Here is an 18,725-nt window from a genome sequence, read left to right on the forward strand (position 1 = left end):
CTTTAGCGAGGCGAATCAGGGAAAAACGGTTAACGCGGTTTGGCTGCTTCCTCTTCATTTGCTTCCGCCTTTTCATTGTCCCGATCATGGCGATGATCAGCAGCCAGGTAAGTGTACATCGTTGGCACAACGAATAAAGTAAAGCAGGTGCCCACGAGCAAACCCGCTGAAATGACCAAGCCGATATCGAAGCGACTGACAGCCCCGGCCCCGGTGGCAATAAGCAGCGGGAATACGCCAAACACCATGGCGGCTGTGGTCATCAGAATGGGGCGAAGGCGAATGGAGGCTGCTTCTTCAACGGCTGCCCGTCGATCAAGCCCTTTTTCACGCTGCAGCTGATTGGCAAAATCAACAATCAGGATCCCATGCTTACTGATTAAGCCAATCAGGGTAATTAATCCAACCTGGGTATAAATATTAATCGAGGCCGCGCCCAGATTTAATGGAATCAACGCGCCGCAAATCGACATGGGCACGCTGATCAATACGATAAGCGGATCCCTGAAACTTTCATACTGGGCGGCAAGCACTAAGAAAATGACGATGACCGCGAGGAAGAACGCAAAAATCAGCGCATTGCCTTCCTGAATAAACTGACGCGACTGACCGCCATAATCATAGGTAAACCCGCGAGGTAATAATTCATCCGCCTGTTGTTGAAGGTAAGCAATACCCTGACCCAAGGTCACGCCGGGCATCATCACCCCCTGAATGGTGGCGGAATTGAGCTGCTGAAAGTGGGAGACCGCATTCGGTTGCGTGATGGCTTTTGGCGTCACCACGGTCGAAAGGGGGACCATTTCGTTACTGATGGTTTTCACATAAATCTGGCCCAGTTGATCCGGCGTCAGGCGGTAGCGCCGTTCCAGTTGCGGAATAACCTCATAGCTTCGTCCCTGCAGGTTAAAATAATTGACATAATTGCCTGACAATGCGCTGGTGAGGCTGCTGCCAATGGCCTGCATGTCGAGGCCCAGATCAGACGCCTTGGAGCGGTTAATCTGAAACTCCACTTCGGGTTGGTTAAATTTAAGGCTGTTGTCGAGGAAAATAAACAGCCCGCTTTGTCTGGCTTTTTCGATAAGCTGGTTAGACACGTCAAACAGAGTCTGGAAATCATTGGTGGTTTTGATGACGAATTGAATCGGCGTACCTGAACCCCCACCCGGTAAAGGCGGCGGTATGACTGCAAAAGCGGAAAGGCCTGTGACCATATTGAGCTTATTCTGCAAGGGTTCTTTCATTTTAAACTGGCTGCCTTGGCGCTCATCCCAGGGTTTTAATACCATGCCTGACATTGGCGTGCTGGCGTTAATGGCAAAGTAGTATTCAGTTTCCGGGAAGCTGCTGTAAATTTTGTTAAATTCATTGGTAAAGGCTTCAATGTAGTTGATGGTGGCATACTGAGGCGCTGTGGCAATCACAAAGAAAAACCCCTGATCTTCTTCTGGGGCTGTTTCCGTGGGGGTCGTGCTATAAAGGTAGGGGAGCATCAACAAAACCACGGCGGAAAAGACAAGCATGATGATGCGGGTATTCAGTAAACTGTGGAGGCTTCGTTTATAACGATCTTTAAGCTTGGCGAATTTGTCATCAAGAAAGCGGACAAAGCGGCTGCTGTCGGTGTCGGCGCTAAGAATTTTAGAACACATCATGGGACTTAAGGTCAGCGCGATGATGCCTGAGATAATGACAGCAGAGGCTAGTGTAAAGGCGAATTCTTTAAACAAGGCACCGGTTAACCCACCCATGAAGCCAATGGGGGCATAGACCGCCGCTAGCGTAATGGTCATGGCGATAACTGGCAGGGCAATTTCACGCGCACCGATGAGGGCGGCCTGAAAGGGTGTTTTACCTTCCTCCAGATGACGATGCACGTTTTCGACCACGACGATGGCATCATCTACCACGAGACCAATGGCAAGAACAAACGCGAGTAAGGTCAGCAAATTGATGGAATAGCCCAGAGCCATCATCAGCGTACAGACGCCAATGAGCGACAGAGGGATGGTAACCACTGGAATAATGACCGAACGCACAGAGCCCAAGAAAAGGAAAATAACGACAATCACGATTAATGCCGCTTCAACGATGGTTGTGATCACTTCATTAATGGAGGCGCGGATAAAGTCAGTGGCATCATAGACAATGGTGCCTGTCAATGAGGGGGGAAATTCACGCTTGACCGAAGGGAACATGTTTCTGACGTCGGTAATCACGGTTAGAGGATTGGCTGTTGGGGTGGGCGTGATGGCGAGGAAGACCGCCTTTTTGCCGTTAAAGGTAACGGTTGTGTTGTAATCCTGTGAACCCAGGATAACCTTGCCGATGTCACGCAGGCGGATAATCGAGTTATTGTTGCTGCGGACAATCAGGCGGCTGAATTCTTCAGCACTGTTTAAATCCGTTTTTGCGGTCATGTTGATGGCCACGTATTCACTCTTGGTGCTGCCGGCCGCTGTTAGGAAATTGTTGCGGGCAAGGACGGCGGAAACGTCCGCCGGTGTTATGTTCAACGCCGCCATTTTGATGGGATCAAGGAATATACGCATCGAATAAGTCGCCCCGCCTAAAATTTCAGCCTTGGCCACGCCATCGACTGTTTCAAGTTGAGGCTGCACGACCCGCACCGCGTAGTCGGTAATCTGTTGCGGTGTCATGGCGGTACTGTCAAGGCTGATGTACATCAATGGCGTCGAGGTGTCTGAACTTTTGACAATTACGGGTTGTTGCGATTCCGGCGGCAACTGGTTTAGCGTTTGCTGAACCTTACTCATGACATCGGTAAATGCGACTTGTGGATCAAAATTTAATTTGATGGTCAAGGTGATGGTGCTTAAGCTTTGCGTGCTGGATGAGGTCATGTAGTCAATGCCTTCCGCGCTGGCTACCGCAGATTCAAGCGGTGTGGTGATAAAGCCTGCAATCAGGTTTGCATCCGCGCCGGGATAGGCGGTGGTGATGGTAATCACCGTATTATCCATTTTAGGGTACTGTCGGATTTGCATGGTCATGATTGAGTTAAGACCAAAGAGGAAAATTAACAGACTCACGACAGTGGCTAAAACGGGCCGCTTAATGAAAATATCAGTAAATTTCATAGTATACCTGCTGACGATTGCGATGCGTGTGAAGCCAGCGTAAAGGCTGCTTCACACAAACCAGTATTATTGTCCCATGGTGTCAGGATTGCTGACGGCATTGAGCTTGACGCTGTTATTAATCACGACGCGCGTGCCGTTTTGCAGCTTCAACTCACCGGAGCTGACGACCACATCGCCTTCCTTGACGCCGGAATTAATCACAGTGAAATTACCTGACTGCTCCCCGGTGGTGACAAAAACGCGTTTGACATAGAGTTTATCCTGACCGTTTTCATCCTTTTCTCCCTTGGTACCCTTCTGGATTAGAAAAACGGAATTCCCATACAAGCTGTAAGAAATGGCGGTGGAGGGCAGGACGATAACATCCGAGACCGACGGTTGTTCAACGGCAATGGAAGCAAACATACCGGGAATGAAAACAAAATGCGAAATATGATTGCTTAAATTGTCTTTCGTGCTGCAGGTGACGATGGTTTCACCAGTATCGATATCTTTGGACGTCTTGACCAGGGTCGAGTTTTTCAAATCGCTTAACGCTTCGGACGGGCAGTTGGGCAAAGTTGCCTGCACCAGCACGTTGTGAGTGTTAGGATCGACCTTGGCGTTAATGGCTGTAATCTTGGCTTGAAAGACCAGGCCTTCAAATTCTTCAACACTGAATTCAATGCCTTGATTGATGTGCAAGCGTTTGTAGTATTGCTCAGGAAGGTAAAACTGCAGGTAAAGCGGATCGAGCGATTGCAGGGTAACAATGGAGGTCTGGCCCGGCGTAATGTATTGGCCCAGGTTGACCTGCCGGATACCGAGTTTGCCCGCAAAGGGGGCGGTGATGTGTTTTTGCCGGATTTGCGCCTCGGTTTTTTCAACGTCTGCCTCGCTTTGCTCAAGATTGGCCTTTGCTTCATCCACATTGGACACAGGGGCGGCGCCCTTTTTATTCAAATCCACCTGACGCTGATAACTGAGCTGCCTTAGAGCCAGTTGTGCCTTGTTAAATTTCAGGGTGGCTTGATCAACGCTGTCATCAATATCAATGAGGCTGCTGCCCTCGGACACATACTGCCCGGATTCAAAATGGATTTTAACCACATTGCCAGATGCTTCCGAATTGACCTCTACCCCGTTGGTCGCCACGAAATTTCCGACGGCAGGGATAGTGGGACGCCATTCCCGTTTCACTGCCGTGACCGAGGACACACTGACAGCAGGGGGTTCATAGGTGGCAAAAAAGCGTTTAATCATGAAGTTTTTAAATAGATTAAACGCAACGATACCTCCGAAAACAATGACGAGGGCAGTAATCATTATGGTCATGCGTTTTTTCATGCGGTGTCCCCTGAAGCTTGATGTCGATTAAGCCTGTGATTAAAGTTACGGCGTTACCCCGTATAATCGATCAATTCTCGCCCCGACAAGAAAAAATGGCAATAGAGCGGAGCGGTTATAATGCGTTAATCCCGTCAATGACACGTTGGTCATGAACATTAAAAAAACCTGTTGACTAAATACCATCCTTTGTTACCATTTGCTCTCCAATCCATGAATGGAGTTACCATGAAGTTAAAATCATTGCTGTTCGTTTGTTGTTTGGGTTTGTTGTCTTCTGCCTTTGCTCAAAATCGCCATGTTCATCCGCAAGCCAAGCCTGCTGATGTCAAAGCTGTCGCCGGTGCGAAAAACGCGATGCTCCCTGGGTATTGCGAAATTGAAATCATCAACGACAGTTACGACAATCTATCGGTTTTTGGCCAGTTCGATGATGGCAGTTATCTGAACGGCTTTAACATTTACCGTTTTGATGCGCCTCACTATGTGAGCCTGTATTATTATGGTTATTGCCATGCCTGGATGAACCTGTATATCAAAACATTCAGCGGTTACTCTGTTTACGCCGGTTATACACCCGTCAACAGTACAATTCGCGTGGTTCCTTATCTCAAGAACCAAATCAAGGCTGAAATCAGCACCAACTAAGCTGAGGTTCTTATGTTGTATCGGAAAGGCATGATGACTTAATCGTGCCTTTCTTTTTTAAAGCAGGGGGTTATATGAAGCGTTCATTTTTGTTGTTACTGGCGTTGCCCGTGCTCAGTTCATGTGGCATTGAAGATGATTATTATATGTATGATTATCGTTATCCGCCGCCGCAGGCTCGTCTGGAAACACCCTACTATGCTGCTCCCCGCTATGAAGGATCTGGCCATTATCACGGTCATCAAAGCGCTTATCGCCGTTATCATGGACACTATGGCAATAACAATCCTGTCATAGTACAAACACCAGGCAATGTCCGGGGGCCTGCCAACGTGCATGGTCATTCCAGCCAGGCACAGCCTGGAAATAATACCCACGGCCATCCCAGCCAGGGTCAGGCAGACAATAGCCATGGCCATCCCAGTCAGGGAAGCGTGCGCGGATCCCGCGGCAGAGCCTGGAATCCTTATGGAGGCTATCAGCCGCAGGCTGCAGGCAATGCCCAGGGGCAGATTAAGCAGGCTGTAGTTTCACCGGCAAATGACAATCAGGGAAATACCATTCACGGCCATGACTAGTTCATTGCCGTGTGGTACTCTTTTGTAGTTTGTAGATAATGGAGGAATGGATGTTTAAGACAACACGACAACTGATCCTGGCTTTCTCTGCAGCAATGCTTGTCGCCTGCTCTTCGACGCCTGGCAGCGAAAGCACGGGCGAATACCTGGATAGTTCAGCATTGACAGCCAAAGTAAAAGCCAGCTTGATTGATGAGTTGGGAACCAAAGGGTTTTCAATTCAGGTTAAAACTTTTAAAGATGAAGTGCAGTTGAGCGGCTTTGTTGACAGCCAACGGACGAAACTGCGCGCTGGCCAGATTGCCGACAGCTTAAATGGCGTCAGGCATGTACGAAACGATATTATTGTCAAATAATGGTCTGTAATGGGTTTGTCGCAAAATTCAGTCTCAACCGGGTAAAATACCCAGGGCAGTGAATGAGGCATAGGTGCTTTAAAAAACAGCGGCTATAATAGTCTAATCATTAATATTGAGGACAACGAATGTTTGATAACCAGTTTACTATCGCAGGATTTGATGAGGAACTGTGGCAAGCCATCCAGGCCGAAAAACAGCGTCAGGAAGATCACATTGAGCTGATTGCCTCGGAAAATTACGCCAGTCCGCGTGTCCTTGAAGCGCAAGGCTCGGTGCTCACCAATAAATACGCGGAAGGCTATCCCGGTAAACGGTATTACGGTGGTTGCGAATTTGTTGATGTGGCGGAAAGTTTAGCCATTGCCCGTGCCAAACAGTTGTTTGGCACGGATTATGTTAATGTGCAGCCTCATTCGGGTTCGCAGGCGAATGCAGCGGTGATGATGGCACTGCTTAACCCGGGCGATTTGATTTTAGGCATGTCCCTGCCGCATGGCGGCCATTTGACGCACGGTTCGAAAGTCAATTTTTCGGGCAAGCTTTATGAAGCGGTGGGGTATGGCCTTGACCCTGATACGGGCTTGATCGATTACGATGCGCTGGAGCAGCTTGCCCTCACCCATAAACCGAAAATGATCATTGCCGGTTTTTCGGCCTATTCCCAGATTCTTGATTGGCCGCGTTTCAGGGCTATTGCTGATAAAGTCGGTGCTTACCTGATGGCTGATGTTGCTCATGTGGCGGGGCTTATTGCGGTCGGACTTTATCCTTCCCCGATTCCTTTTGCCGATGTGGTGACCACGACCACCCATAAAACATTGCGTGGTCCTCGCGGCGGTATGATTCTTGCCAAAGCCAACGAAGAAATTGAAAAAAAATTGAACTCTTCTGTTTTTCCAGGCATGCAGGGCGGCCCCTTGATGCATGTGATTGCTGCCAAAGCGGTTGCATTTGCAGAAGCGTTGCAGCCTGAATTCAAAGCCTATCAGCAACAGGTTTTAGCGAATGCAAAAACCATGGCCGAGGTATTGATGAGCCGCGGCTACCCGATCGTGTCGGGCGGTACGGAAAATCATTTATTGCTCGTCAATTTGATTGGCAAAGACATCACGGGTAAAGATGCCGATGCGGCATTGGGTCGCGCCAACATCACGGTCAATAAAAATGCGGTTCCCAACGATCCTCGCTCACCCTTTGTGACCAGCGGCCTGCGTTTAGGAACACCCGCTGTGACAACGCGCGGCTTTAAAGAAAGGGAAATCAAAGTATTGTCGGAATGGATTTGTGATATTCTGGACGACATTCAGAACGAAAGCCTGATTTCGCTGGTGAAATCAAAAGTGATTCATTTATGCCATGAATTCCCGGTGTATCGTTAATCATGTATTGTCCATTTTGCCAGGCAGAAGAAACCAAAGTGATCGATTCGCGTCTCATCGCCGATGGCGCTCAGGTACGCAGGCGACGCCAGTGCCTTGAATGCCACGAGCGGTTTACGACCTTTGAGACGGCGGAATTGATCATGCCGTTGATTGTCAAACGTGATGGGCGGCGGGAGCCGTTCAATATCAATAATCTGCGCTCAGGGATGCTCAGGGCACTGGAAAAAAGACCCGTCAGTGTCGATGCGCTGGAAGAGGCGGTAGAAAGCATCATGCAAGACATCCGCCGCAGCGGGGAGCGGGAAATTGATTCCCGCCAGGTCGGTGAATGGGTCATGAAGCAGCTGTATCGACTTGATCATGTCGCTTATGTCCGATTTGCTTCCGTCTATAAACGGTTTAAAGATGTCAGTGATTTCAGACAAACCATCGATGAAATGAAAGACGACCATTCGTCATGAGGTAGTTGTGGACAAACAATCAATAAGCGGTAAACGACGCGCCCGAAAATTAGCCGTGCAGGCGCTCTATCAATGGTCCATGTCAGGCCATGAACGTTCAGAAATAGAAACCCAATTCCGTGTGGCTAACAACATGGACAAAGTAGACAGCGAATATTTTTGTCGTCTTTTATACGGGGTTCCTGAACGAATCACTGAGATAGAGTCTGCTATTGCGCCCTTTTTGGACAGACCGATGACCACATTAAATCCGGTTGAACTGGCGGTGTTGCGTCTCGGTGCCTATGAATTACTTTTTTGCCTTGAAATTCCTTACCGCGTTGTGCTGGATGAAGCCATTTCCCTAGCTCGGGAATTTGGCTCGCAGGATGGCCACCGTTATGTTAACGGTGTGCTGAACGGGCTGGCACGGCAAGTCAGAGCGATTGAAATCAATTCTGGCAATGAATGAATTTTCCCTCATTGATGTTTATTTCAAGCAGCCCGCTATTGGCCGGTCAGAGGTGATAGTGGGTATTGGCGATGATGCAGCCTGCATGGAGGTGCCTCATCATTGTCAATTGTTGGTCAGTACCGATACTCTGGTTGCTGGTGTTCATTTTTTAAACGAATGGGATGCTTATGATATCGCCTGCAAGGCGGTTATGGTTAATGTCAGCGACATGGCAGCTATGGGAGCAGACCCTTGCTGGATGAGCCTCGCCTTAACACTGCCTTTGCTGGATGAAGCATGGCTAACCCGATTTTCCAAAGGGTTTCATGATTCATTAAAACAATACAACATCATGCTGATTGGCGGGGATACCACGCGTGGCCCCTTGAGCATGACGTTAACCATCCATGGGTTAATCGAAAAAGGCAAGGCAGTTAAGCGCTCAGGGGCCAAGCCTGGCGATCGGATTTTTGTCAGCGGCATGCTGGGAGCCGCGGCGCAGGCAGTCGCTTTTTTAAACAATGACCGCATTGACAGGCAGGATAAAGAAACCCTGATGCATCTTCTGATGCATCCAAGGCCGCGTGTGGATTTAGCGCCATGGCTACGGACTTATGCGTCGGCAGCCATTGATATTTCCGATGGCTTAAGCGCGGATTTAAATCATATCTGCACCCAAAGCGGTGTCCGTGCTGTACTGGACTTGGACGCTATACCCGTGCATCCTTTGGTAGTAAAGTATCAGCAGGCCAAGGCCATTGATTTTGCTTTGAGTGGCGGCGATGATTATGAATTGTGTTTCACGGTGCCCAGGGAAAATGAAACGGCCTTTAACGACGCACTGAAGCAAGCGGGCCTTGCCTGTTTCCCGATTGGTGTAATTGAGCAAGGCGAGGGGCTCTATGCGCAACGGCAGGGACAATGCGTGGCATTATCACCCCGCGGCTATAGTCATTTTTAAGGAAAAACGGATGGATAGAATCGAACTTGGCAACAAAGTCTGGCAGGATCCCGCCTATTTCATCGCCTTTGGTTTCGGCAGCGGGCTGATGCCGGTTGCCCCGGGAACCTGGGGAACGCTGGCGGCCATCCCGGTTTATCTGCTTGCCGCGTCATCCTCACTGGGGATTTATTTGGGGTTTACCGTATTGGCCTTTCTGCTTGGCGTATGGGTTAGCGACATCGTTTCAAAGGAATTGGGCGTTGATGATTTTGGTGGTATTGTCTGGGATGAGGTGGTTGGATTTTTACTCACCATGACGGCAGTTCCTGTGGGATTTTACTGGATTGTTGCCGGCTTTTTGCTGTTTCGTCTGTTTGATATCCTAAAACCATGGCCTATCCGGTTTTTTGATGAACGCATTAAAGGCGGTTTCGGCGTCATGCTGGATGATGCCCTGGCCGCCATTCCTGCCTGGCTGGTGATGCAGGCGCTTGTATGGGTATTTAACGCATGAATGATAACCATAAAGAATTAATCAGTATTGGCTTGACCATCAGTATTGTGTTGCTGGCACTCTTTATTATTCACCGTTTCATTCCATCCATCATCTGGGCCGCCATCATTGCTATTGCCACTTACCCCCTCTATAAACGCTGGCGCCATTTTTTTGCTTCCCAGGATACCTGGGCTGCCTTGCTGTTTACGACGTTGTTGGCCTTGCTGTTCATCTTGCCATTAAGCTGGTTAGTAAGCCTTTTGGTCAAGGAGTCCCAATTATTCATCAATTATCTGCAGACGTTAAATAAAGAGGGCGGCGAAGCACCGGCCATGCTAAGGCAGATTCCAATCATCGGCAGTGATTTGACAGCTTACTGGAATGATAAGATCGGCAAACCCGGCAGTGTCCGAAACCTGTTGTCCAACATGCATCTGTCGCTTACCCCCGCGAGCTACTACATCAAGCAGATTGGTATTAATCTGGCGCATCGTGGTTTTCAGGTTGGGTTTACCCTGCTGACTCTGTTTTTCTTTTTCCGTGATGGAGACAAATTATATAAACAGATTAGCCATATTGGCGAATACTGTCTGGGGGACCGCTGGTTTCGTTTTTCAGCTCGCCTGCCGTCAGCACTCAGGGGAACGGTAAACGGGACAATTGTCGTGGGATTGGGCGTGGGTGTGTTAATGGGTATTTGTTATGAACTGGTCAATTTCCCTGCCCCGACACTCATTGGCTTTATTACTGCATTGGCGGCGATGATTCCTTTTGTGGCTCCGGTGGTCTTTGTGGCTGTGGCCTTGGTTTTAATTGCCAGCGGCAGCATGATCAGCGCAATTATTGTGTTGGTTTGGGGAACCATTGTTATGTTTGTCGCAGACCATTTTGTTAAACCGGTATTGATAGGCGGAGCAATCGAGCTTCCCTTTCTGGCTGTTCTCTTTGGTATTCTCGGCGGGGTTGAAACTTTAGGCCTGTTGGGACTATTCATCGGACCAATGATCATGGTGCTGTTCATCACCTTGTGGCAGGAGCCTCAGGAATTGCACGCACGTCAGGCATAACAGTTAACATCAGCCCCTTGTATTTTATACGCTAACCCCCATGTAGGGAGTAGATAAAGGGGGCGAATGCTTTTGCGTTCAATGGCTTCAAGAGGTAAATATGAATAAAGATTGGCCCACGCGCGACCGAGACATGCATATTGCGCAACAAATCATGGAACAATATGCCAATGAGCATAACAGCGACTCATTAGGCTTATTTGAGTTGGTGGTAAATCAGGAAGAAAAGCGGATGAATTTTCGTTTATCCGCTTGGGTATTAACCTTGGCTGAGCATTTTAAATCACTTTATGGCGACACGCAGGGTGATTTTGTCACCCGTCAGGTTATTACCCGTTGTCTGATTCAGGGGCAAACCGTGCATTGATCAGGCTTTTGAGGCACAGTTTTTTACACTGTGCCGTCGCGGCGAATTCCTGAGGCCGGCCTAAAAAAACGCCATGTATTTTTGGTAATCACTCTTGAAGGCTTCGCTTGCCTCATAGTCCGCTATTGCCCGATTAATTTCATTTAATAATACCAAGTTGTTGCGATTCACGGCGACACCTAAACCAAAACCATAGGCAAACGGTTTACCCAAGGCTGTCAAGGCGCCCGAAGACTGAGTTTGCCAATACAGGGCGGTTGGGGCATCCATTAAAGCCAATTCAATCTCGCCATCATGTAAAGCGACAATGACATCATCCAAATTATCATAGAGAGCAATTTGCGGGTTGCTTATCAGGCTGGCCAGCACATCCGGGAATACGGTTCCCCCCTCGACCCCAATTTTACGATCTTTAAACAGGGAAATTTGAAACGGTTCTTTTGCCAGTTCGGTACGGCCTAAAAAACGCGACTCGCTGATGAGGTAGGGGATAGAAAAATTCACTTTCGTCAACCGTTCGGATGTAATAATGATGGATCCCACCGCCGCTTCCGCCTGGCCGCTTTCGACGGCATCTAATAAACGATTAAAAGGCATGGGTTTGTATTGGCAGGTGCGATTGATGCGCTGGCAAATATTTTCCATCATGGCTATATCAAAACCATACAATTGCGAATTGGCTCCGCGAAGCACAAACGGTGGGGAAAAATTATCAACCGCGACAACCAAAGGCGGCCCTGCCGAGTGCACAGGCAATGCCAGCAACAGCAAAAAGGTAAGCAGTAGTCGGGCTATCATCTGTTTTAAACTCCATTGACTGTTCCATCTAGTCAGTATAGCGTTATCTTAAAGGCTGTACCATGTGAAACGTCAGCTAAAAACAACCATGACTCAGGAGACGAATGCCTTGATTTTATGGACTTGCCTGGTGGGCTTAACGATTGAAAAATCGCCTCATCGGGCGTGGGGGTTTATCCTGTACCCGGCAATAATGCGGTCTTTGTGACAGAAATAAAAATCCTGCAAGCGCTTGATTTTTGCCAGAACAATTTTGTAAATTGTTGTTTGTTTACAATAATCATTTTTCGCTGAAATGCAAGGCGAACTGCAACCGATACCAAGGAATTTATGCTAAAATCAAACCGTGAAGCTTACCTGAATCTTTGCACGCAATTTTATGATTTAAGCCGACCCGTTCCCCCTGAAGATGCCTATCAGTTTTACCGTGCCTATGTGAAAGAAGCCAAAGGGCTTATTCTCGAACCCATGTGCGGTTCGGGTCGTTTTTTACTGCCTCTGATAGAGGAAGGGTTTAATGTCCATGGATTTGACGCCAGCGAACACATGGTGACTGCGTTAAATACCAAGGCGCAAATTAAAAATCTCGAACCATTTGTCTGGATGGATTTTGTCGAGACATTGTCGCGTCCGACCCAGTACAACCTTATTTTTATACCCACTGGCTCCTTTGGGTTGATTACGCCCATTGATAAAATTGAGCGGTCGTTAAAGACCCTGTATGAACACCTCGAAGACAAAGGTATTTTACTGTTTGAAGTGGAAACGTCCTTTTCCCTGCCGCCTTTAGGCATTTGGCGCGGCTCAATATGGGAAAGACCGGATGGCAACACCATCATTGCAAGCCAGCTTGTCAATCTCAACAATTCCATCTGCCATGCCGTTGGCCGCTATGAATTGGTGGAAATGAATTCGATTATCCACACTGAAATAGAAGAATTTAAACTCAGGCTTTATGATAATCCGTCCATTTTGATTGAAATTCTAAGGCAGGTTGGCTTTAAAAAAATTAAAATGATGAAGGCTTATGACCGCAATGAAAAACCGGGTCAAAACGATGCATCGATTCTTTTTGAATGCAGAAAATAAGGAGCAGGCGCAATGGACAGCAATCAGGAACGCCAGATGTTTGTTAATTTGCCGGTTAAAGAGTTGTCTAAAACCATCCACTTTTTCAAACAACTGGGATTTGAATTTAATCCGCAGTTTACGGATGAAAACGCGACGTGTATGGTGATTGGCAAGCATAATTTTGCCATGCTGTTGACGGAGAAATTTTTCAAGGGTTTTACACCGCACCATGAGATTGCCGATGCACAATTGAGCAAGGAAGTGCTGGTGGCTGTGTCCCTGGAAAGCCGTGAAGCCGTGGATGCCATGATGAAACAGGCGATTGCTGCCGGCGGTAAGGAATATCGACCCAGGCAAGATATGGGGTGGATGTACGGCCGCGCCTTTCAGGATATCGATGGCCATGTCTGGGAGCCCTTCTACATGGACATGAGCGCCATGCCGAATGATATGAAAAAGATGGATTAAGCGTGGATGCAGGCAGCTTGCTTCCAGGCGATATTTCTCCATTACTGCACAACCGGGCAGCCTTGTTTGAGCGGCATTTTGCTTCGCTCAATCACCCTTTGCGGACCACTGTCTGTCAATTGCTGGTGGTCAGCGATTACGCCTGCCGTCAATTGGATACACTGACTGAGCTATTAAAAACCGATGATGGCCTTCATGAGTTATCCTGTGAGGATTATCACCGCCTGGCCAACGAATTGCTGCCTGAAGCAACGCCTGGTTCCTTCCCGCGCCAGCTTCGCCAGTTCCGCCACCGGCATTTTCTGCGTCTTATGCTGCGTGAGTATGCAGGTCTTGCCAGCACGGAAAGCACCATGAGCAGCTGGTCTCATTGTGCGGATGCTCTGGTTTTAATCACGTTGCAATTTTGCTATCAGGAACTGGCACCACGGGTTGGTTTCCCCTGCGATCCCGCTGGCAATCAAGCCTGCCTCTATACGATTGCGATGGGAAAACTGGGTGGGCAGGAGCTCAATTATTCCTCCGATATTGATTTGATTTTTGCTTACTCGGCGTCCGGCTATACGAATGGACCGCAATCAATCAGTAATCAGCAGTACTATACCAAAGTAGTGCAACTGTTTATGCAATTGTTTCAGGAGCCAACGCCTGAAGGCTTCGTGTTTCGTGTGGATTTACGCCTGCGTCCCAATGGAGAAAGCGGGGCATTGGTGAGTTCTCTGACGGCGCTTGAAACCTATTATCAGGAGCAGGGGCGGGATTGGGAGCGTTATGCCATGGCCAAAGCGCGGGTTATCGCTCGGCCAAATGAAGAGCCCCCGGCCTGGTTTGAGCGTCTGATTATACCGTTTGTTTATCGTCGTTATGTGGATTTTTCCGTCATCGAATCCCTGCGCAGCATGAAGGCTTTAATCGAGCGCGAAATCGAGCTTAACCCCAGACTCAATGACATTAAGCGGGGTTTAGGCGGGATTCGCGAAATTGAATTTGTGATTCAGAATATCCAGCTCATTCGCGGTGGACGCCTGCCGCCCCTGCGCCAGCAGAATGCGCTCAAAGCCCTGGAGGCTTTACGGCGTTGCAAGCTGCTGCCGCGCACGGGCATTTTACGTGAAGCCTATCTTTTTTTGCGCAAACTGGAAAATTGCTTACAAAGTGAAAATGACCAACAGACCCATGCTTTACCCACTAACCCGCTTAAACAGGCGCAAATTGCTCTGGCGATGGGTTATGCCGGCTTCACTGATCTGCTGAGTCGCCTGCATCAATTTCAACGGATAGTCAGTACCACGTTTCATACGGCCTTAGGCCGTATGGATGCTTATGACGATGGCGAACGGTTGCTCAGCCATCAATTGATGAGTCTTTGGCAAGGGCATATTGAAAGCGGGATGGCGGTGAATCTGCTATCCAGTTTAGGCTATCAGAACGCAGCACGCTGCTATCAGATGGTTCATGCCTTCCGTCATTCGCCGCGATGCCGGCGTCTTAATCAGGCAGCGCGCATGCGGCTTGATCGTTTTATTGTGTTGCTATTGCAGGAATTAACCCAGGTTCCTGATGCCGAAACCGTTTTATTGCAGGTCATGCATCTGCTTGAAAACATTGTCGGTCGAAGTGCTTATCTTGCGCTCCTGACTGAAAATCCTCAGGCTTTAAAGGAATTACTGCATTGGTTCAGAGAGAGCCCTTTTATTACCGCGCTGTTGGTGAATCATCCTTTTTTAATGGAAGTGTTGCTGGATAAAGAGCGTGATTGGCGTGCGCCGAGCCGTAATCAATTGGCTCAACAATTGGCTATTCAATTGAGTCATGCCAGTGAAATTGACGCACAGGAGGATGCACTGCGGCAATTTAAGCTAACCCAATGGCTGCTTGCTGCCCGGGCTGAAATGGATGGCCGCATGGATGCCGTCAAGGCCGGACGTTTCCTGGCTGATGTCGCGGAAGTGATTGTGGTTCAGGTCCTTCATCATGCCTGCCGCGAATTGAGCCTGCGTTATCCGGAAATGGCCAGTATCAAAAACCGTTTTGATGTGATTGCTTATGGCAAACTCGGCAGTATGGAAATGAATTACAATTCCGATTTGGATTTGGTATTTGTCCATGATGTCCCTTTTGAACAGGAAGGCCTGGTTAACCGCCTGTCGCAAAAAATCATTCACATGTTAACGACGCGTTCCCAATTTGGCGTTCTATATGCGGTGGATACGCGCCTTAGACCCTCCGGTTCTGCCGGATTATTGGTGAGCCCCTTGACGGCTTTTCTGGAATATCAGCGCAAACAGGCATGGACCTGGGAGCATCAGGCCTTGATTCGTAGCCGTGTAATCTATGGGAATAAAAAAAGCCGACAATTGTTTAATCAATTAAAAAAGGACATCCTGCTTCTGCCGCGCGAGCGTCAGAAAACCGCGGAGGAAGTACAAGCCATGCGGGAAAAAATGAGCCGCAATCTGGCGAAAGAGGGGGGTAATGACATCAAGCATGCTCAGGGAGGGCTGATTGATTTGGAGTTTGTGGTGCAATGTTTAGTGTTATGCAGTGCGCAGCCGCCTTTAGCGCGCTACACGAACACCCTGCAGCTTCTTCAACAACTGGCCCTTGCCAAAAAAATAAGCCCCCATCGTTTTAATCGGCTTCAAGAGGCCTACAAAGCCTATCACAAATTGCTGCATCATCAATTACTCGGATTGCATGTTGACAGTAAACATTTGACAAACCATCAACAACGCGTGCAGAAAATCAGCGCGGCCATTTATAAATCGAAATTAAATCCTTGATTGAGCCGGACGGAATTTGCCTGCTACGTAAAGCCCAGAAATTTTCAACGAATTTATAATCTTTTTTTGATCAAATAGTTTATAATATGTGTTCTGTGTTGATTGAATGAGCTATTGATATGAGTGTTGCATCCAACATTTCGGGCATTCTTAGTGTTGATAAGGCAATCAGATGCAAACAGCTATTATCAACGATTAAGCAATTGCAGCAGGATGAACTGATGGATTGCTTTTCGTTTTTTATGGGTAATGACCCAATCCAGGAATTCGACTTTAGCCCTTATCAGGCAACTAAACCTTTTGTATTGGTTGGAACCTCTATTTTTGGCGCCATTGCCCTTGCTGGTCATTTAGGAGAAAAACTAAGTACCCCGCCACAAGTGGTTATTGTTGATCTGAGCCATCAGGTCGCCAGGAGTTGGGATTTGATTAAAGCTTATTTTAAGACCAGTACAGAAACCCAACCCGAACAATTTGTAAACGGGTTTTGCAAGATGTTACAGAAAAATAAATCCAATGAATTTTCCATGGACGGGGATTCTCAGGACTTACATCCTTTTTTACTTGGACTTATTGATCAATGCGGGTTTTTGCGTTTTAAGCAGTTAGTCACTGACGCTCTGATTCTCAAGCAAAGCTGGGGAGATGAAGCCACGTTTCGCCACATTCGAAACGTTTATCAGGATATGGACATTGTTGCTTATCCATCCAATATTATCCATAGTATCGGTGATTTAAAAACGCAAAAAGAGGTGGCTCATTGCGTTCATATCTTACAACCCGTGTTCTCTATTCAAACCAATTTAGAGCAAGGCGAACCCAGTCAATTGCATGTAATGACAGATCATTCGATAAAGGCCATTATGAAAACCCTGGGACCTGGTCCTTTTCTTGAAGCGGACGATAAACTCGCCTTTGAAAAAGAGTTTTTAACAGTTAGTCCGAACTCGACGGGTGTAAAATGGACATCCGAAAGCGCTCCCGGTCTGTTATTTTATCAACCGGCGCACAACACCGGCGATTCAAAAGTTGAAACAGATTGCGGAGCAACCACGATTACGTCAGCTTATGAAGTGTAGATGGCGCCCTCAGGGCGCTGCGGCTTAATCGAATTCCGCGTATAAATCATAATCATCGCTGTCAACAATGGTGACCTCGACCAAGCTTCCTGCTTGAATGGATTCGTTAGCGGGCAGGTAAACCAGGCCATCGATTTCGGGGGCATCGCTTTTGCTGCGGGCAATAATCCCATCGTCTTCAACGCGATCCACCAGAACGGTTTGGCGGCTGCCGATTTTGGCTTCAAGTTTGCTGCGGCTTATCTCCGCCTGAACCTGCATAAAGCGGTGGTAGCGTTCTTCCTTAATTTCTTCCGGTACTGGAGAGGGTAACAGGTTGGCTTTCGCGCCTTCGACGGGGGAGTACTTAAAACAACCCACGCGATCCAGCTGGGCTTCCTTGAGAAAATCGAGCAACTCGGAGAATTCCTCCTCGGTTTCACCGGGGAATCCGACAATAAAGGTGGAGCGCAGGGTAATGTCTGGGCAAATGTCCCGCCATGCATTAATGCGGGCTAAGGTATTTTCACTGCTGGCAGGCCGCTTCATGGCTTTTAACACCCGGCTGTTGGCATGTTGCAACGGAATATCGAGATAGGGAAGAATCAGCCCGTCACGCATCAGGGGAATAATGTCATCGACATGAGGATAGGGGTAAACATAGTGCAGGCGAACCCACAAGCCTAACTCACCCAACTGCTGACAGAGGTCATAAAAACGGGTTTGGACGCTTTTGCCCTGCCATTCAACGGCCTGATAACGGGTATCGACACCGTAAGCACTGGTATCCTGAGAAATCACCAGCAATTCCTGAACCCCGGCTTCTTTCAGACGTTTCGCTTCCGATAAAACCTGAGCCAGGGGATAGCTTTGCAATTTGCCGCGCATGGTTGGGATAATGCAGAATGTGCATTTTTGATTGCAGCCTTCTGAAATTTTTAAATAGGCATAATGGCGCGGGGTTAATTTGATGCCTTGCGGGGGTACCAATTGGGTAAAGGGATCAGCCGGAGGCGGCAAATGGCGATGGACCGCACGAACCACGTCCTCATAAGCATGGGCACCGCTGATGTGAAGCACGTCAGGGCAGGCCTCACGAATTAAATCTGCCTTGGCCCCAAGGCAACCGGTCACAATCACCCGGCCATTCTCGGCCATGGCTTCCTTGATGGTATCGAGCGATTCAGTCACGGCCGCATCGATAAAACCGCAGGTATTAACGACAACGACGCCGGCATCTTCATAGGTGGATACCAGATCATAGCCCTGCGCCCGCAGCTGGGTGATGATGCGTTCAGAGTCCACTAAGGCTTTGGGACAACCCAGACTGACAAAACCCACGCGATGATTCATGTTTATTCCTCAATACTGTGTGACAAG

Annotated in this window: 19 protein-coding genes; 15 read left to right on the plus strand and 4 right to left on the minus strand. The window is 48.3% G+C overall.

The features are described 5' to 3' along the window. Positions 1-29 precede the first annotated feature (29 nt). Together Lery_RS00460 and Lery_RS00465 are read right to left on the minus strand one after the other, a co-directional pair. Positions 30-3,104, minus strand: coding sequence for an efflux RND transporter permease subunit (locus tag Lery_RS00460; protein ID WP_058525277.1), 3,075 nt, complete (start codon positions 3,102-3,104; stop codon positions 30-32). A 66-nt stretch (positions 3,105-3,170) separates the two neighbouring features. Continuing rightward, on the minus strand, positions 3,171-4,433 hold the full coding sequence (locus Lery_RS00465) for an efflux RND transporter periplasmic adaptor subunit (protein WP_058525278.1): 1,263 nt from the start codon (positions 4,431-4,433) through the stop codon (positions 3,171-3,173). 228 nt (positions 4,434-4,661) lie between these two features. On the opposite strand from Lery_RS00465, the gene Lery_RS00470 reads away from it, so the two are divergent. From Lery_RS00470 to Lery_RS00515, 10 genes are all read left to right on the plus strand, one after another. Beyond that, positions 4,662-5,081, plus strand: a complete 420-nt coding sequence (locus Lery_RS00470) for a hypothetical protein (RefSeq protein ID WP_058525279.1) — start codon at positions 4,662-4,664, stop codon at positions 5,079-5,081. Between the two features lie 74 nt (positions 5,082-5,155). Next, positions 5,156-5,659, plus strand: a complete 504-nt coding sequence (locus tag Lery_RS00475) for a hypothetical protein (protein ID WP_058525280.1) — start codon at positions 5,156-5,158, stop codon at positions 5,657-5,659. Between the two features lie 50 nt (positions 5,660-5,709). Then, complete coding sequence (locus Lery_RS00480) at positions 5,710-6,015, plus strand: BON domain-containing protein (protein WP_058525281.1); 306 nt, start codon at positions 5,710-5,712, stop codon at positions 6,013-6,015. 128 nt (positions 6,016-6,143) lie between these two features. Next, complete coding sequence (glyA, locus tag Lery_RS00485; protein WP_058525282.1) at positions 6,144-7,397, plus strand: serine hydroxymethyltransferase; 1,254 nt, start codon at positions 6,144-6,146, stop codon at positions 7,395-7,397. A 2-nt stretch (positions 7,398-7,399) separates the two neighbouring features. Then, the gene (nrdR, locus tag Lery_RS00490) at positions 7,400-7,861 is read left to right on the plus strand and encodes a transcriptional regulator NrdR (protein ID WP_058525283.1); all 462 of its coding nucleotides are present in this window, start codon (positions 7,400-7,402) and stop codon (positions 7,859-7,861) included. A 7-nt stretch (positions 7,862-7,868) separates the two neighbouring features. Then, positions 7,869-8,312 carry a transcription antitermination factor NusB gene (gene nusB / locus Lery_RS00495; RefSeq protein ID WP_058525284.1) on the plus strand — a complete coding sequence of 148 codons (444 nt, stop codon included), beginning with the start codon at positions 7,869-7,871 and terminating at the stop codon, positions 8,310-8,312. Further along, positions 8,305-9,255: a thiamine-phosphate kinase gene (gene thiL, locus Lery_RS00500; RefSeq protein WP_058525285.1), complete on the plus strand. Its 951-nt coding sequence runs from the start codon at positions 8,305-8,307 to the stop codon at positions 9,253-9,255. Before nusB ends, thiL begins: the two co-directional genes overlap by 8 nt. A gap of 10 nt (positions 9,256-9,265) precedes the next feature. Next, on the plus strand, positions 9,266-9,751 hold the full coding sequence (locus Lery_RS00505) for a phosphatidylglycerophosphatase A family protein (RefSeq protein WP_058525286.1): 486 nt from the start codon (positions 9,266-9,268) through the stop codon (positions 9,749-9,751). After that, positions 9,748-10,800: an AI-2E family transporter gene (locus Lery_RS00510; protein WP_058525287.1), complete on the plus strand. Its 1,053-nt coding sequence runs from the start codon at positions 9,748-9,750 to the stop codon at positions 10,798-10,800. Before Lery_RS00505 ends, Lery_RS00510 begins: the two co-directional genes overlap by 4 nt. 100 nt (positions 10,801-10,900) lie before the next feature. Further along, positions 10,901-11,167, plus strand: coding sequence for a hypothetical protein (locus Lery_RS00515; protein ID WP_058525288.1), 267 nt, complete (start codon positions 10,901-10,903; stop codon positions 11,165-11,167). A gap of 60 nt (positions 11,168-11,227) precedes the next feature. On the opposite strand, the gene Lery_RS00520 is transcribed toward Lery_RS00515, so the two are convergent. Next, positions 11,228-11,965: a transporter substrate-binding domain-containing protein gene (locus Lery_RS00520; protein WP_058525289.1), complete on the minus strand. Its 738-nt coding sequence runs from the start codon at positions 11,963-11,965 to the stop codon at positions 11,228-11,230. 64 nt (positions 11,966-12,029) lie between these two features. Here Lery_RS00520 and Lery_RS15175 point away from each other — a divergent pair, with 64 nt between their 5' ends. From Lery_RS15175 to Lery_RS00540, 5 genes are all read left to right on the plus strand, one after another. After that, on the plus strand, positions 12,030-12,173 hold the full coding sequence (locus tag Lery_RS15175) for a hypothetical protein (RefSeq protein ID WP_156412463.1): 144 nt from the start codon (positions 12,030-12,032) through the stop codon (positions 12,171-12,173). Positions 12,174-12,295: 122 nt separating this feature from the next. Next, positions 12,296-13,054: a class I SAM-dependent methyltransferase gene (locus Lery_RS00525; RefSeq protein ID WP_058525290.1), complete on the plus strand. Its 759-nt coding sequence runs from the start codon at positions 12,296-12,298 to the stop codon at positions 13,052-13,054. A gap of 12 nt (positions 13,055-13,066) precedes the next feature. Next, entirely contained in the window at positions 13,067-13,504 is a 438-nt protein-coding gene (locus Lery_RS00530) for a VOC family protein (protein WP_058525291.1), read from the plus strand. A 2-nt stretch (positions 13,505-13,506) separates the two neighbouring features. Beyond that, a complete protein-coding gene (gene glnE / locus Lery_RS00535; RefSeq protein WP_058525292.1) occupies positions 13,507-16,287 on the plus strand; it encodes a bifunctional [glutamate--ammonia ligase]-adenylyl-L-tyrosine phosphorylase/[glutamate--ammonia-ligase] adenylyltransferase in 2,781 nt (926 codons plus the stop codon). 119 nt (positions 16,288-16,406) lie between these two features. After that, positions 16,407-17,366 carry a hypothetical protein gene (locus tag Lery_RS00540; RefSeq protein WP_058525293.1) on the plus strand — a complete coding sequence of 320 codons (960 nt, stop codon included), beginning with the start codon at positions 16,407-16,409 and terminating at the stop codon, positions 17,364-17,366. A gap of 24 nt (positions 17,367-17,390) precedes the next feature. Here Lery_RS00540 and rimO read toward each other — a convergent pair whose 3' ends face one another. Then, the gene (rimO, locus tag Lery_RS00545; protein WP_058525294.1) at positions 17,391-18,698 is read right to left on the minus strand and encodes a 30S ribosomal protein S12 methylthiotransferase RimO; all 1,308 of its coding nucleotides are present in this window, start codon (positions 18,696-18,698) and stop codon (positions 17,391-17,393) included. Positions 18,699-18,725: the final 27 nt, after the last annotated feature.

Source organism: Legionella erythra (assembly GCF_001467615.1).
In the GTDB taxonomy this organism is placed as follows: domain Bacteria; phylum Pseudomonadota; class Gammaproteobacteria; order Legionellales; family Legionellaceae; genus Legionella_C; species Legionella_C erythra.

Excerpts from the sequence above, each read along its gene's own strand:
- Lery_RS00460 (WP_058525277.1), bottom strand. The coding sequence starts at position 3,104 with ATGAAATTTACTGATATTTTCATTAAGCGGCCCGTTTTAGCCACTGTC.
- Lery_RS00465 (WP_058525278.1), bottom strand. The coding sequence starts at position 4,433 with ATGAAAAAACGCATGACCATAATGATTACTGCCCTCGTCATTGTTTTC.
- Lery_RS00470 (WP_058525279.1), top strand. The coding sequence starts at position 4,662 with ATGAAGTTAAAATCATTGCTGTTCGTTTGTTGTTTGGGTTTGTTGTCT.
- Lery_RS00475 (WP_058525280.1), top strand. The coding sequence starts at position 5,156 with ATGAAGCGTTCATTTTTGTTGTTACTGGCGTTGCCCGTGCTCAGTTCA.
- Lery_RS00480 (WP_058525281.1), top strand. The coding sequence starts at position 5,710 with ATGTTTAAGACAACACGACAACTGATCCTGGCTTTCTCTGCAGCAATG.
- glyA (WP_058525282.1), top strand. The coding sequence starts at position 6,144 with ATGTTTGATAACCAGTTTACTATCGCAGGATTTGATGAGGAACTGTGG.
- nrdR (WP_058525283.1), top strand. The coding sequence starts at position 7,400 with ATGTATTGTCCATTTTGCCAGGCAGAAGAAACCAAAGTGATCGATTCG.
- thiL (WP_058525285.1), top strand. The coding sequence starts at position 8,305 with ATGAATGAATTTTCCCTCATTGATGTTTATTTCAAGCAGCCCGCTATT.
- Lery_RS00505 (WP_058525286.1), top strand. The coding sequence starts at position 9,266 with ATGGATAGAATCGAACTTGGCAACAAAGTCTGGCAGGATCCCGCCTAT.
- Lery_RS00510 (WP_058525287.1), top strand. The coding sequence starts at position 9,748 with ATGAATGATAACCATAAAGAATTAATCAGTATTGGCTTGACCATCAGT.
- Lery_RS00515 (WP_058525288.1), top strand. The coding sequence starts at position 10,901 with ATGAATAAAGATTGGCCCACGCGCGACCGAGACATGCATATTGCGCAA.
- Lery_RS00520 (WP_058525289.1), bottom strand. The coding sequence starts at position 11,965 with ATGATAGCCCGACTACTGCTTACCTTTTTGCTGTTGCTGGCATTGCCT.
- Lery_RS00525 (WP_058525290.1), top strand. The coding sequence starts at position 12,296 with ATGCTAAAATCAAACCGTGAAGCTTACCTGAATCTTTGCACGCAATTT.
- Lery_RS00530 (WP_058525291.1), top strand. The coding sequence starts at position 13,067 with ATGGACAGCAATCAGGAACGCCAGATGTTTGTTAATTTGCCGGTTAAA.
- Lery_RS00540 (WP_058525293.1), top strand. The coding sequence starts at position 16,407 with ATGAGTGTTGCATCCAACATTTCGGGCATTCTTAGTGTTGATAAGGCA.
- rimO (WP_058525294.1), bottom strand. The coding sequence starts at position 18,698 with ATGAATCATCGCGTGGGTTTTGTCAGTCTGGGTTGTCCCAAAGCCTTA.